This is a genomic window from Terribacillus sp. 7520-G (genome assembly GCF_002271665.1).
Lineage (GTDB): Bacteria > Bacillota > Bacilli > Bacillales > Amphibacillaceae > Terribacillus.
In genome coordinates, this window is the sequence record NZ_NQFP01000023.1 from 134,762 (window position 1) to 147,075 (window position 12,314).

Annotated in this window: 13 protein-coding genes and 1 other annotated feature; of the genes, 8 read left to right on the forward strand and 5 right to left on the reverse strand. The window is 40.4% G+C overall.

From position 1 onward, the window contains the following. Positions 1-77: 77 nt before the first annotated feature. Positions 78-294 (reverse strand) — a binding site (T-box leader). 593 nt (positions 295-887) lie between these two features. Then, positions 888-2,384, reverse strand: a complete 1,497-nt coding sequence (locus CHH53_RS09145; RefSeq protein WP_158221525.1) for a PH domain-containing protein — start codon at positions 2,382-2,384, stop codon at positions 888-890. After that, positions 2,377-2,904, reverse strand: coding sequence for a PH domain-containing protein (locus CHH53_RS09150; protein ID WP_095215813.1), 528 nt, complete (start codon positions 2,902-2,904; stop codon positions 2,377-2,379). The genes CHH53_RS09145 and CHH53_RS09150 overlap by 8 nt, the downstream gene beginning before the upstream one ends. 254 nt (positions 2,905-3,158) lie before the next feature. On the opposite strand from CHH53_RS09150, the gene CHH53_RS09155 reads away from it, so the two are divergent. Further along, a complete protein-coding gene (locus CHH53_RS09155) occupies positions 3,159-3,305 on the forward strand; it encodes an aureocin A53 family class IId bacteriocin (protein ID WP_095215814.1) in 147 nt (48 codons plus the stop codon). Between the two features lie 240 nt (positions 3,306-3,545). Here CHH53_RS09155 and CHH53_RS09160 read toward each other — a convergent pair whose 3' ends face one another. Both CHH53_RS09160 and CHH53_RS09165 read right to left on the reverse strand, forming a co-directional pair. Next, positions 3,546-3,827 (reverse strand): hypothetical protein, encoded by a 282-nt coding sequence (locus CHH53_RS09160; protein WP_095215815.1) that lies wholly within the window; start codon positions 3,825-3,827, stop codon positions 3,546-3,548. Continuing rightward, positions 3,828-4,127, reverse strand: coding sequence for a DUF2089 family protein (locus tag CHH53_RS09165; RefSeq protein ID WP_095215816.1), 300 nt, complete (start codon positions 4,125-4,127; stop codon positions 3,828-3,830). A 197-nt stretch (positions 4,128-4,324) separates the two neighbouring features. Between CHH53_RS09165 and CHH53_RS09170 the strand changes: the two genes are divergently transcribed. Further along, positions 4,325-5,014 (forward strand): ABC transporter permease, encoded by a 690-nt coding sequence (locus CHH53_RS09170; protein WP_095215817.1) that lies wholly within the window; start codon positions 4,325-4,327, stop codon positions 5,012-5,014. Further along, the gene (locus CHH53_RS09175) at positions 5,014-5,964 is read left to right on the forward strand and encodes an ABC transporter ATP-binding protein (RefSeq protein WP_095215818.1); all 951 of its coding nucleotides are present in this window, start codon (positions 5,014-5,016) and stop codon (positions 5,962-5,964) included. The genes CHH53_RS09170 and CHH53_RS09175 overlap by 1 nt, the downstream gene beginning before the upstream one ends. 275 nt (positions 5,965-6,239) lie before the next feature. Here CHH53_RS09175 and CHH53_RS09180 read toward each other — a convergent pair whose 3' ends face one another. After that, on the reverse strand, positions 6,240-6,854 hold the full coding sequence (locus tag CHH53_RS09180) for a GntR family transcriptional regulator (protein WP_369819870.1): 615 nt from the start codon (positions 6,852-6,854) through the stop codon (positions 6,240-6,242). Between the two features lie 171 nt (positions 6,855-7,025). Between CHH53_RS09180 and garR the strand changes: the two genes are divergently transcribed. From garR to CHH53_RS09205, 5 genes are all read left to right on the forward strand, one after another. Further along, positions 7,026-7,970 carry a 2-hydroxy-3-oxopropionate reductase gene (gene garR / locus CHH53_RS09185; RefSeq protein ID WP_255374708.1) on the forward strand — a complete coding sequence of 315 codons (945 nt, stop codon included), beginning with the start codon at positions 7,026-7,028 and terminating at the stop codon, positions 7,968-7,970. A 4-nt stretch (positions 7,971-7,974) separates the two neighbouring features. Continuing rightward, positions 7,975-9,408 carry a four-carbon acid sugar kinase family protein gene (locus CHH53_RS09190; protein WP_095215851.1) on the forward strand — a complete coding sequence of 478 codons (1,434 nt, stop codon included), beginning with the start codon at positions 7,975-7,977 and terminating at the stop codon, positions 9,406-9,408. A gap of 60 nt (positions 9,409-9,468) precedes the next feature. Further along, complete coding sequence (locus tag CHH53_RS09195) at positions 9,469-10,785, forward strand: gluconate:H+ symporter (RefSeq protein ID WP_095215821.1); 1,317 nt, start codon at positions 9,469-9,471, stop codon at positions 10,783-10,785. A 23-nt stretch (positions 10,786-10,808) separates the two neighbouring features. Beyond that, the gene (locus CHH53_RS09200) at positions 10,809-11,648 is read left to right on the forward strand and encodes a class II fructose-bisphosphate aldolase (RefSeq protein WP_095215822.1); all 840 of its coding nucleotides are present in this window, start codon (positions 10,809-10,811) and stop codon (positions 11,646-11,648) included. Between the two features lie 174 nt (positions 11,649-11,822). After that, positions 11,823-12,281, forward strand: a complete 459-nt coding sequence (locus CHH53_RS09205) for a hypothetical protein (RefSeq protein WP_095215823.1) — start codon at positions 11,823-11,825, stop codon at positions 12,279-12,281. Positions 12,282-12,314 lie beyond the last annotated feature (33 nt).

Sequence of the window (12,314 nt, forward strand, 5' to 3'; positions counted from 1 at the left end):
GGGATGACTTGCATCATGTCCTTCGCATTGCTTTTCCGATATGAAATTGTAAATAAAAAAGACCGCAGTCATCTCCCTGAAGGGACGATTGCGGTCGTGGTTCCACCCTAATTCCACCAGCAAACAGCTGATGCTCTTAAAAAAGCGATAACGGTCTTCCCGATTACGGATACTTGAGTTCCCCGTAATAGCTCCAAGGCGGTAATGCATGTGCTTATCTGCGAAGGTTCCAGCATTTCCTTCGCTCTCTGGAAGAAAGAGGCGCGTGCATGTTGTCCTTATCAACGCTTCTGTTGTGTTGTATGCTCATTATACAGATACTGGATATAGACGTCAAATGGAAATGAGGGATTTTTATGCAGGATTGGATCGGAACGGAAAAAACTATATAATGATTTGATTACACAGCGCATCAAAAGATAGGCAGATCGGATATATCAGCTATTATCAATTGATTTAGTTTTAGTGTAGTAAAGCGGATACATCTTATAAGGTATTACATAACCAAAGGGCAACATATAAATATTGTTGCCCTTCATTAATATGCACTTCTTTTAACCTTGTTTTCTTAAATGACCTCCATTTCTGTTTGTATTGATTTAGTATTAGAACCAGTCTGCTCATCGCTTTAAAGAAATCTTCGTATTTTCTCACTATGATTAGAGATATTCTCTCTTTACTCCTAGTTCTTCTTATTTAAGTGGAGCAATAGCCGTTTATGCAGTATTTTATTTATATTATATTATATGGATCCATTGGGAATAAGATATTTTGTGGTTTTGACCTGGATGATACTTCTGCTAATAATCTTCTTATTATCTCCTGTTATTTCTTCATTATAGATATCTCTATTATTCCCTGACAATTTGGAATCCTCGGCTATATTGTCATGCAGTCAGTTTGCCTTTTCTGATAGCATCTGCTTTATACATAGTGTATAACTCTATGGATACTTTAAAAGGAACATCCAACATTCTGGTAGTCTTTGCAGGATTGGAGCGTGATACTACAGCAAAAGAAGATAGATTGAATATCCTTTGCATTAAGGTCTGTGAAAATCTTAATTCCTCCAATCTAGATCTGGAGGTGATAATAACAGTGCTCGACAATCTGCATTTCTTTAACTGAATACTATCTCCTTCAAAAGAATAGCCACTAAATAACCCACTTCGTATTTGACTAATCAGGATATAGGATACTAATACAAAAGCTACGTACCAAAAAGAAGGCAAGTAGAAGTATACTATTGCTATTGCTGCCAACCATAAGTAACTTGTTCGTATCAGCTTTGGGATTATAGACTTTTTAGGAACTGTAGTCATAACTTCATGTAGACGAAATTCGGGTAACATTTCTTCAATAAGGGATCTTGCTTTCTTCTCGTTAATAAAGGGAAACAGAACATTGGAGGTCTGGACTTCTTGATTATCACTGTCATTAGTGCTAATTATTCGTACTTTAACTAGACCGGTAAGTTTATTTAGTAATGAATATTTGATACTTACAGCTTGTATTTTGTGTTTTGGAATTGAAAAGTCTGTTTTATTTACTCTTCCCTTGCTGATAAAGATTCTATTTTGATCAGTAGCTACGGAAAAGTCACCATACTTAAGGTAAGTCTTAAGTACACCATACCCAGTGGATATGATAAGCAATGATAATATTCCCAAAGACATGAGCCACCAGCTACTTGTAAAGAAACTTACTACTTGTTCCACATTCAGTTGGACGGAAAATAACCTCTCTACATTTCCATAAAATGAATAAAGTAACGTAAAGAACAAAACAAGCTTTAAAGATGTAACTGATCCAATAATAATCTCCTTATTAGAGATTTGATAGATAGTTTTCCTTAAAGGATGCTTAAGAGTACTCATTTCTTGTTCTTCCGCATCTGGATTGTCTTTCAGTATAGAACCGTACTTAATTAAATTATGTTTAATCTCTTTTGAACTTTCATGAGTTAACATGTCTAATTTTACTGAGCTTTTATTATCATTTGCTCCTACGTCTAATAAAAGTATGGTTAATCCTAATAATCGATGGAAAAAAGGTGTATATTCATTTATACCTTGTATTCGTTGGAATGGAATGTGCCGGTCTATCTTTATAAAGCGACCACTCTTTATATGCAGCCCTTCATTATCAAAGAAGTATCCAAAATGCTTCCATTCTAGGACAATTGAGATAGCTTTATAAATACTATAAGCTGCAATAATCCATTTGACATTATCAAAAGGGAAAGGCGAAAACCTAGTTGTAGAGATAACCGATAAAAATATCGAGAAGAAGATTATCTCTCTCAGCGACCGGAGAGCTTTTAAACCCATCCATAATGGAGGGAGTCTTTTATAGACTGTTTCTGGATTGCTTATACTACCCATCGATATGCCTCGCTTCCCCATTGGAATTGGTTATATTCATTCCGGACAAGTCGGATATCAGTTGGCGAATGTGCTGGGCTTCTTGTTCAGGTAGCGCTGGGATTTCGTGTACATAAGCTATAGTACCAATTTTTAGAGTGGATAGATTATATCGTTTCAGCAGAGGGTGCTGATACGTGTTTACATAGTAGACCTTATTCATAGGGATGATTTTATAAGACTTCTTCAGGAAACGACCATATTTGAGTTGAATGCTGTTCTCGTTAACTTCATATCTCCAAGTCCTTTGCTTGAATTTTGGTATATAAAAGAACTCAATTATGAAGGAAAGTACTAAAAGGATAGTACCTAAAAGGAAAACAGTATCCCACCAATTAGGCCAATTATAAGTAGTCTTTAGAAGGTATAGTACTCCTAATATACAAAATACGACTGAATAGACGATAATATCGACTAATCTCCAATACTTGATTGCATACGGAGAAATTTTCTTGGAAGGTTCTTTAAGTGTTAAATGCATAGAAATCTCCCTTATAAATGTTTATACAGTGAAATTATAGCACCATATTTCTCCTAATAATGATAAAGAAAATATGAAGTTAAACAACCCACTTTTTACATTTAGTTAATAATATTCCAAAAAGAGGGAAAAGGGACTATTATGAAAGTACGAATTTAGATTATTTTGGAAAATGTTATTGTATTAAAGATTTTGCTGTTTTATATTGATTGTGCAAGCTTGCAAAATATTTGAAAAAAAGGAGAATGAAAATTATGGGAGCAGCATGGGCGCTAATTTCAAGACTATCAGGGGCAGCATACAACTGGGCAGCAAAAAATATCGGCACAGTTTGGAACTGGATCAAAAACGGTGCTACTTTCGAGTGGATCAGCGATAAGATTGATTCCATCATTAACTAATACTTATTAAAAAAAGGGATAGAGTCGCAACCTCTATCCCTTTTCTATCTAATAAACAGTGGGCGCTGTTTATTAGCTTCCATACATATTCTTATTTAGGCCCCCACGACCAGAATAAGATTCGTCTCATACAGCTTACGCTTCAGAGAAGATATTGTATAGAAGAATGAAAACATGGGTGCACATATTATACTATAACTGTATTTCCATGTATATTCTTTTAAACAGGGAATATGACGTTCAAAGGTCTTTTGTTTTCATAATATCCATTTCCTTATGACGTCGTTTTTGAAGGGATTTTCTTCCTCTGACCCACTCTTCTATCAATAGGATTAATCCAATGATCAGTAGTACAACGAACATAGTGACACTTTCAAGTCTGTTTGTAATAAACATCCAAGACATTGCAGCAATAAATATTACAGGTATGAAAAAACCGAATATGAAGCCATTTCTAGTAGCCATAAAATATTGGATTGCTGACAAAACAAAGATTATGAGGAATACGGATAACTCAGGCATTTAAATCCCTTCCTTTTCGCTATTGTATTTTTGGATGATTAGTCGAGCATCTTCAAGTGTTATACGTTCTTCTATTGCTAATTTCTTTATAAAGCTAACCAACTCTTCAGATTCACTTTCTTCCACTAATTCAATTTTTTGTATCAGTCGATTCAATCTTAGCCGCACTGTTGGATAAGATACTTCATACGCTTTGGCTAAGTCCTTTAATGAACCAGAATTAAGGATGAACTTACGTATAAATTCAAGGTCTTCAGAATCCAACGATAAGATCCACGAAGGAACGTCCTTCTTGTTCATCTCTTTCCCCCCTTGGTTATAATAATAACACGATTTTAATAAAATTAAACATATTTTTATTATTTTGTTTAAAGTAATTAAGGTTTATCTTAACTTTATTCAAAAAACTCTGGATGTCATGTGAAGTATTTGATACCATATCCTTGAAAGTTCCCTTGGTGTTCCCATAAAAAAGTGTTTGAAGGAGGAAACTAATAATGTTAGCCGTTTGTTTCAGAGAATTTAAAAGTTTGTTCAAAAGCATACGTTCTTTAATCATAATAGGTGTTATCTTCGGTGTAACACTTGGCGCAGCCAAACTTGTCAGTTCATTTCAACGTCAACTTCAAGAATTGGGATTAGGTGATAGCGCATATGCAACAGGTCTATTGATCTTGATTCTCATAGCAAGCCCCCTCTTTGTATCCACTCTCACACACAGTACGATAAATGAAGAATTTAAATCCAGGACCATCAGGTTCATTGCGACAAAAACCTCAAGAGAAAACATTGTGATTGGTAAGTTTCTTGGGAATTTATTTTTTTGGATCGTTTGCTTATTCGTTGCCTTATTGTTAATTATCCCCTTCTCCAAGGCCTTTCACGTCCCGGAACTTATGCAATCCATCGTTTTTGTATCTTATTTTGTAGGATTGTCCTTATTGTTATCGACTCTTATTCCAAAACCCGGAGTGACTGGCTTTCTAGGAATGGCCATTGCGGTTGTCGTACCAATATTAGGTCTTTGGAGTATAGCATCTGAAAATATATTCCTTAAGATATATAGCTACATTACACCATACTATTTCTTCAGTCAGGATAATGACTTATATATCTATATAGTATTGATCTTCCCTATTATCTTTTTAGCTATAAGCCTATTCACAATTAGAAAGAGGGATTTATAATGTACGCAATAGAGACAAATAATCTCACAAAAAAGTATGGTGAAAAAACAGTCGTTAACCAAGTTAATCTAAAAGTCAAAAAGGGATCGGTATTTGGTTTTTTAGGTAAAAACGGTGCCGGTAAGTCTACATTGATTAACATGTTAACTGGTTTAGCAATCCCTACTTCAGGAACTTTCAAATTAAATTTGAATGATTCAGGTTCGAAAAAGAAAGTGCAGGCTAAGGTGGGAGTAATGCCGGATTATTCATCTTTCTACGATGATTTATCCGCATTAGAACATCTAAGGTATTTCAGCAAGATCCTGGGAGTGAAAATGAAGAAAGAGGAATATATTAGACTGCTTGAAATGGTTGGTTTAGAAAGCGACACCAAGCTAAAGGTCAAAAAGTTTTCTTTTGGTATGAAGAAAAAGCTGGGGATTGCACAGACCTTATTAAATAATCCCGATATCATCTTCTTGGATGAACCAACATCCGGAGTTGATGCTAATTCTGTTTTGACTATACATTCTCTTATAAAAGATATATCAAGTGATGGTACTACGGTGTTCCTAACATCACATAACTTAGACGAGGTCGAGAAATTATGTGATGAGATATCTATAATGGACAAAGGTGCTATAAAGCTACAAGGGAGTATCGATTCCTTAAAAAAGGAATTCCAAAAAAACCTAACTGTTACCGTTAAGCACGGCCATATACCTGCGCAGCATAAAGATAACTTAAAGCATAAACTAGATTCCCTCGCATCAAACGTAGAGTGGGAGGAAGAATACGTAAGGTTTGTAGTAGCGGAAGAGAAAAAGATTTCTTCCATAAATCGTTTATTTACTGGATTGGATGTAGACGTATATCGAATTCAGGTATATGAACCGTCATTAGAAGAGATATTCCTGAATACGGGAAAAGAAGAAACTGTTCCTTTAAGATCTCATCATGCTGTTTAATCCAAAAATTTATCATCGCTGTAAACAACAGCTATGTTAACCAGGGTTAAAAGAACAATAGGCCTGCCCGCTGGTTGCTCCCTACATTGGCACTTAGAGTTGTTTAAGTGCTTGGAGCCGTTCGGCGGTCGTTTGTTTGAAGGATATTATCTGGAGTGAGCAGCAGGGCTTTGCATCACTATCTGCCACGGTAAGACGAAAACGAAGAAATTCCTGCAATGGGCTACTCTATCATTGTAATGCAAATAGAACCGCAAATTCGCGGTTCTATTTTTTTAATTTTGACTATCGATGAGATGCAGGCAGAAGTCGAGATCTTTTTCCAAATGCTGTTTCATTAATTCCTCTGCACGTTCTGGCTGCCGGTCCTTTATCGCTTGGAAAATATCTTCATGCTCCTCAATCAGAAAAGGGCGGTTGTAAAATACCACGGTCTTACGGAATAAGTAAATGATGCTTTGCATGCGGTTGATTGTATCGATCAGTCTGTCGTTGCCGCTGGTTTGGACAATGATCTGATGGAATCTTTCGTTGGCATCCATGATTTCATCATAGGATCCGGTTTTTCCTGTTTCCACACAATCCGCCAATGTCTCCAATTGATCTGCGGAAGAATAGGTCGCCGCACAGCGTGCGCTGTATCCTTCCAAAAGCATGCGAACCTGAAAAATATTCCGCAGATCTTTATCAGTCGGCTTTACTACTTTTTTATTGATGATCAGCCCTTCATATTCCAATCTTTTGATCGCATCACGGATTGGCGTTCGGCTGAAACCGAGATCAGCTGCCAGCTTTTCTTCCGTGATTTTTTCACCGCTTTGCAGCTGACCGTTCAATATCTTGTCCCGTACCATTTCATAAGACTGCTGCACGGCTTTTTTCTTATCCATATTCATCTATCTCCACCTTAAGTTTTCCCATTCGGATAAAATCTGCAGGGTTTACCCTCATCATAACAAATCCTGATAAAAAGACAAATGCACCAGAATGCAAAACGAAAATAACAAAATTGTATACAATTTCTTGATTAAATGTATACAAAATAATATAATTATGTTTAAATTGAGAATGCAAACGTATTCAATACTTTTTTTGGAGGCGAACAGATCATCATGGAATCAAACATAGGCTTTATTGGACTTGGGATTATGGGGAAACCGATGGCATTGAATTTAATAAAAGCAGGTCAAAATGTAACCGCTTTTGATATTAATAAGGCTGCTGTCGAACAGCTGGCAGAAGCAGGAGCAAAACCAGCTCTGTCCATCCAGGAAGCAGTAGAAAACAATGATGTCGTGATTACGATGCTGCCTAGCGCAAAGCATGTAAAGGATGTCGTTTTGGGAGAAAACGGTGTAGCTTCATTTGCCAAAGCGGGCTCGATTGTGATCGATATGAGCTCACTATCCCCGGTTGACAGCGTGGAAATCGCAGCTGCATTAAAGGAAAGGGACATACATATGATGGACGCGCCAGTCAGCGGAGGAGAGCCAAAAGCGATAGATGGAACCCTCTCCATCATGGTAGGGGGAAAAGAGGCGGATTTCACAGCAACCAAGCACATCTTTGACATCATCGGAGCTGAGACCGTCCTGGTAGGAGATAACGGCAGCGGCGCAACCGCAAAGCTTGCAAATCAAATAATTGTGAACTTGAATATCGCAGCCATGTCCGAGGCGCTTGTACTGGCAGCAAAAGCAAATATCGATATAGAGAAAATGTATCAGGCAATCAGAGGAGGCCTTGCTGGCAGTGCGGTACTTGATGCGAAGGTACCATTGATTCTCGATCGCAACTTCAAACCAGGCGGCCGGATCGATATCAATCTGAAGGACATCACCAATGTCATGGATACTGCGCACAGTATCGGTGTTCCGCTTCCGCTTACAAGTCAGCTGCTGGAGATTTTCCATGCACTGAAAGCAGACGGAAAAGCAACGGATGACCATGGCGGCATTGTGCAATATTACGAGAAGCTTGCCCATGTAGAAGTAGGGAGGAAGTAACATGATGGCCGAGCAAACCGAGCGTCACGTCGATGAGCTGAAGCGACTTAAGGAAATGGATGATGCAAAGGCGAAGCAGCTGCTGGATGAGGCACTGCAATCATTTAACAAGAAAATCATCGTATTGGATGATGACCCGACAGGGGTACAGACCATCCATGATATTTCCGTGTACACCGATTGGACGGCAGAAAGTATTCGTGCCGGGTTTAAAGAAGCAAACAGCATGTTCTTTATCCTTACGAATTCCAGAGCCTTCACTGCGAAAGAAACAGAGCAAGTGCATCAGGATATCGCTGCTGCCATCGCGCAGGTTGCCAAAGAGGAAGGTAAAGACTATATCATTATAAGCCGCGGGGATTCCACCCTGAGAGGCCACTATCCGCTGGAAACGGAAGTCCTGAAGCAGACGGTGGAAAAAGTAAGCGGTGACAAGTTCGATGGAGAAGTCATCTTTCCTTTCTTCAAGGAGGGAGGCCGCTACACGCTTGATGATATCCATTATGTCCAAAATGAGAACAGCTTGATTCCGGCTGGTATGACCGAATTCGCCAAAGACCGGACATTCGGCTTCACACATTCCCATCTCGGTAAGTGGGTGGAGGAAAAGACAGAAGGAAGATATCAGGCGGATAAGGCTACCTATCTATCACTGGATGAAATCCGGGCCATGGATATTGACGCACTTTTGGAGAAGTTATTGCAGGTGGAAGACTTCAATAAAGTCATTATAAATGCAGTCGATTACGCAGATGTGCAGATAGCTGTGACTGCCCTGATCCGCGCCATGAATGCGGGCAAGAAATTTATGTTCCGCACAGCAGCATCGCTGACAAAAGTAATCGGCGGGGTTTCTGACCGGGCGCTTTTATCAAAGCAGGATCTGATTGAAGAAAATGAGAAAAATGGCGGGCTTATTTTGGTAGGCTCCCATGTGAAGAAAACCACCCAGCAGCTCGAACAGCTAAGGAAATTGGATGGACTTCACTTCATCGAATTCAATACGCATTTAGTATTGGAGGAAGAGGCTTTCGGCAAGGAATTCAATCGCGTGCTGAAAGAGGCGGAATCGCTTATCAAACAGGGAAGAACAGTTGCTGTTTATACCCGGAGGGAACGTTTGGATCTTGGTCCGGATAAAAAAGAGGAAGAATTGCAGCTCTCAGTGAAAATCTCCAAAGCTGTCACTAGTATCGTGACTTCCTTGAGCGTACGTCCTAAATTCATTGTTGCCAAAGGCGGCATTACTTCCAGTGATATCGGTGTGAATGGCCTGGCGGTTAAACGGGCAACAGTGGCAGGGCAGATCAAGCCTGGTATTCCGGTATGGGTAACTGGAAGGGAAAGCAGATTCCCAGGCATCGCTTATGTGATCTTCCCGGGCAATGTGGGCGAAGTCACTACCTTAAGAGAAGTAATAGAGGAACTGGCGTACTAATATCAAGGGCAGTGCATTTCCGTAATGGGATGCACTGCCTAACAACCAAGGAGGTACATCATGCCAATTGTATACATATGCATCGGAGTGGCACTTCTGCTGCTGCTTATCACAGTCTTTAGGTTAAACGCTTTCATATCACTTGTGATTGTGGCGCTATTGGTAGGCATCATGGAAGGGATGCATCCTATTGAAGCCCTGGAGTCAGTAAAAAATGGGATTGGTTCTACGCTTGGGGACCTAGCCCTTGTATTGGGATTTGGAACCATGCTTGGAAAGCTGATGGCTGATTCTGGCGGAGCCCAGCGGATTGCGGATACATTGATTGCGCGTTTTGGACAAAATAAAGTCCAGATTGCGTTAGTCATTACAGCATTCATCGTAGGAATTGCTATGTTCTATGAAACCGGATTCATCGTCATCATCCCGCTCGTATTCACAGTGGCGATTGGCGCCAATCTACCGGTTTTATACATTGGAATGCCTGTTGCAGCGGCATTGATCACGGTGCATGGATTCGTTCCTCCTCATCCCGGACCGACTGCCATTGCTGTTATCTTTGATGCAAACATCGGCATCATGCTCTTGATTGGTCTGATCATAGCCATCCCATCTATTTTTATAGGCGGTGTGCTTTATACACGTATGTTTAAAATGGAAAATCTGCAAAGCGATATTCCTAAGAAACTATTCAACTCAAAACGGCTGGCAGATGATGAAATGCCAGGATTCGGAATCAGTATCTTCACCGCGCTGATCCCGGTCATTCTAATGTTCATCTATGCATTCATGGAGATTTTCTATCCTGATTCCAGTTTATTGGAGTATGTCGGATTCATCGGAGACCCGTCTATTGCATTGTTGATTGCTGTCATCCTGGGAGTGTTCACCTTTGGCTTGAATAATGGACGCTCGATGGAAGATGTCATGAACACGATAGCGGAATCGATTGCTTCCATTGCGATGATTCTATTGATCATCGGGGGCGGCGGTGCGTTTAAGCAAATTTTGATTGATAGTGAAGTAGATAAGTATATTGCAGGCTTCATGGAAGGATCGGGATTTTCACCGATCATCTTGACATGGCTGATTGCGGCGGTTCTCCGGGTTTCGCTGGGATCGGCAACTGTTGCCGGGCTCACAGCGGCCGGAATTGCGGCCCCATTGGCAGGTGCCGGTGCAAGCCCTGAATTAATGGCATTGGCAGCCGGTGCCGGAAGCATCACCTTCTCCCATGTCAACGACGCTGGTTTTTGGATTTACAAAGAGTACTTTAATTTGTCAATCGGCAAGACCATCAAAACCTGGTCTGTCAGCGTTACAATCATCTCGGTTGTCGGCCTGCTATGCATTTTATTATTGGATTTGTTTATGTAATAGCCTAAGGAAGGAAGATCAATATGTTATTGGATACAAAAGCAATGCTGCAGGATGCACAGAAAAACGGTTATGCTGTCGCAGCCTTTAATGTATATAGTCTGGAAACGGTTCAGGCTGCCATCGCGGCAGCCGAAGCAGCTGGCAGTCCAGTGATTATCGCATTGGGGGAGCGGTATGTGCCAGCGGTCGATATAGATGGATTTGCCGAAATGGTAAAAGGCCTGGCGCGCAAAAGCTCCATTCCGGTAAGTTTGCATCTGGATCATGCCTATGAAAAAGAAACGATCATCCGGGCAATACGCGCTGGGTTTGATTCTGTCATGTATGACGGATCGAAACATGACTTGGAAAATAATATAAAATATACAAAAGAGATAGTGGAGATAGCCCATTTAGCAGGAGTATCGGTGGAAGCGGAAATCGGCTCGATGGCAAGAGGGGCATTTTCTGATGAGGAAGAAGGAACGGGGGCACTGACTGATCCGAAGTTAGCAGAGGAGTTTGTCGAAGCTACAGGTGTCGACTTCCTGGCTGCAGCCATTGGGACGGTTCACGGGATGTATCAAGGAGAGCCGAATATTGATCTGGATTTACTCGAAGATATCAAAAAACGTGTTGATATTCCGTTGGTGCTGCACGGTGGATCTGGCACTCCTCAGGAAACGATTCGAAAGACGATCAACTCAGGGATTTGCAAGATAAACGTCAATACGGAAGTTTCCATAGCTGCTGTTAAACGCTTGAAAAGCCTGTTAGCGAAGGAAGATACCATGCATCTATCGGTTGTGATGGAAGCTATACAATCCGAAATCCAGCCTGTCATGGAGAGATTTATCAAGCTATTTGCGAATGATAAATAAGCGTGCGTAAAAAGGAATGACTCTGATATGAATTTTTCGGGGTCATTTCTTTTTTTATGCTATGCTTTTCCTGACAGTTGACAGTATGAAAAAAGATTTATTCTGTATTGTAAGAAAAAACAGAAACTAAATGATGGAAGATTTCGTTTAAACTAAAAGAATGGAGGATTGGTGATGAAGATTGGAAGAAAAGGCTTCACTTATGTGAGCGGTGTCCTGTTTATCGGTCTTGTGTCGTTTCTTGTCTTTCAATGGAAAGATGGTCGATCCGAACCCGCACCGCCTGTTTTGCAGGTGCAAGCTGGTGAAGAAATGATCACAGCCAAGCAAGGTGGTTACTGCTGGAATGAAAGAGGCAAAGCTGTTTGTGCAGATGCGCGGGACCCTTCAGAAGATCTTGATGAAGAACAAGTCTTAAGTATTGGATCCGGAGGGAATGCCGAGCTGAAATTTGACAGTCCGCCAGAAGCCATGGAAATGGAGATGAAAAGAGAAGGTGGAGAATGGGAAAAACAAGCAGTGACGGATTTGCAGCTGAAACTTCCAGAACGTAAAGGCAACTATGTATACCGGATAGCCGGGCAATGGAATCAGGGAGACGTCAGCTATGCTTTTCAGGTGAAAACAGAGTAGGTGAGATCATGAATATCGATCATCCGAGGGGAG

What these genes read in the sequence shown, in the direction of transcription:
- CHH53_RS09190 (WP_095215851.1), top strand. Translation starts at nt 7,975, where the DNA reads ATGGCCGAGCAAACCGAGCGTCACGTCGATGAGCTGAAGCGACTTAAG.
- CHH53_RS09205 (WP_095215823.1), top strand. Translation starts at nt 11,823, where the DNA reads ATGAAGATTGGAAGAAAAGGCTTCACTTATGTGAGCGGTGTCCTGTTT.
- CHH53_RS09155 (WP_095215814.1), top strand. Translation starts at nt 3,159, where the DNA reads ATGGGAGCAGCATGGGCGCTAATTTCAAGACTATCAGGGGCAGCATAC.
- CHH53_RS09150 (WP_095215813.1), bottom strand. Translation starts at nt 2,904, where the DNA reads ATGCATTTAACACTTAAAGAACCTTCCAAGAAAATTTCTCCGTATGCA.
- CHH53_RS09195 (WP_095215821.1), top strand. Translation starts at nt 9,469, where the DNA reads ATGCCAATTGTATACATATGCATCGGAGTGGCACTTCTGCTGCTGCTT.
- CHH53_RS09200 (WP_095215822.1), top strand. Translation starts at nt 10,809, where the DNA reads ATGTTATTGGATACAAAAGCAATGCTGCAGGATGCACAGAAAAACGGT.
- CHH53_RS09180 (WP_369819870.1), bottom strand. Translation starts at nt 6,854, where the DNA reads ATGGATAAGAAAAAAGCCGTGCAGCAGTCTTATGAAATGGTACGGGAC.
- CHH53_RS09160 (WP_095215815.1), bottom strand. Translation starts at nt 3,827, where the DNA reads ATGCCTGAGTTATCCGTATTCCTCATAATCTTTGTTTTGTCAGCAATC.
- CHH53_RS09165 (WP_095215816.1), bottom strand. Translation starts at nt 4,127, where the DNA reads ATGAACAAGAAGGACGTTCCTTCGTGGATCTTATCGTTGGATTCTGAA.
- CHH53_RS09170 (WP_095215817.1), top strand. Translation starts at nt 4,325, where the DNA reads ATGTTAGCCGTTTGTTTCAGAGAATTTAAAAGTTTGTTCAAAAGCATA.
- CHH53_RS09175 (WP_095215818.1), top strand. Translation starts at nt 5,014, where the DNA reads ATGTACGCAATAGAGACAAATAATCTCACAAAAAAGTATGGTGAAAAA.
- CHH53_RS09145 (WP_158221525.1), bottom strand. Translation starts at nt 2,384, where the DNA reads ATGGGTAGTATAAGCAATCCAGAAACAGTCTATAAAAGACTCCCTCCA.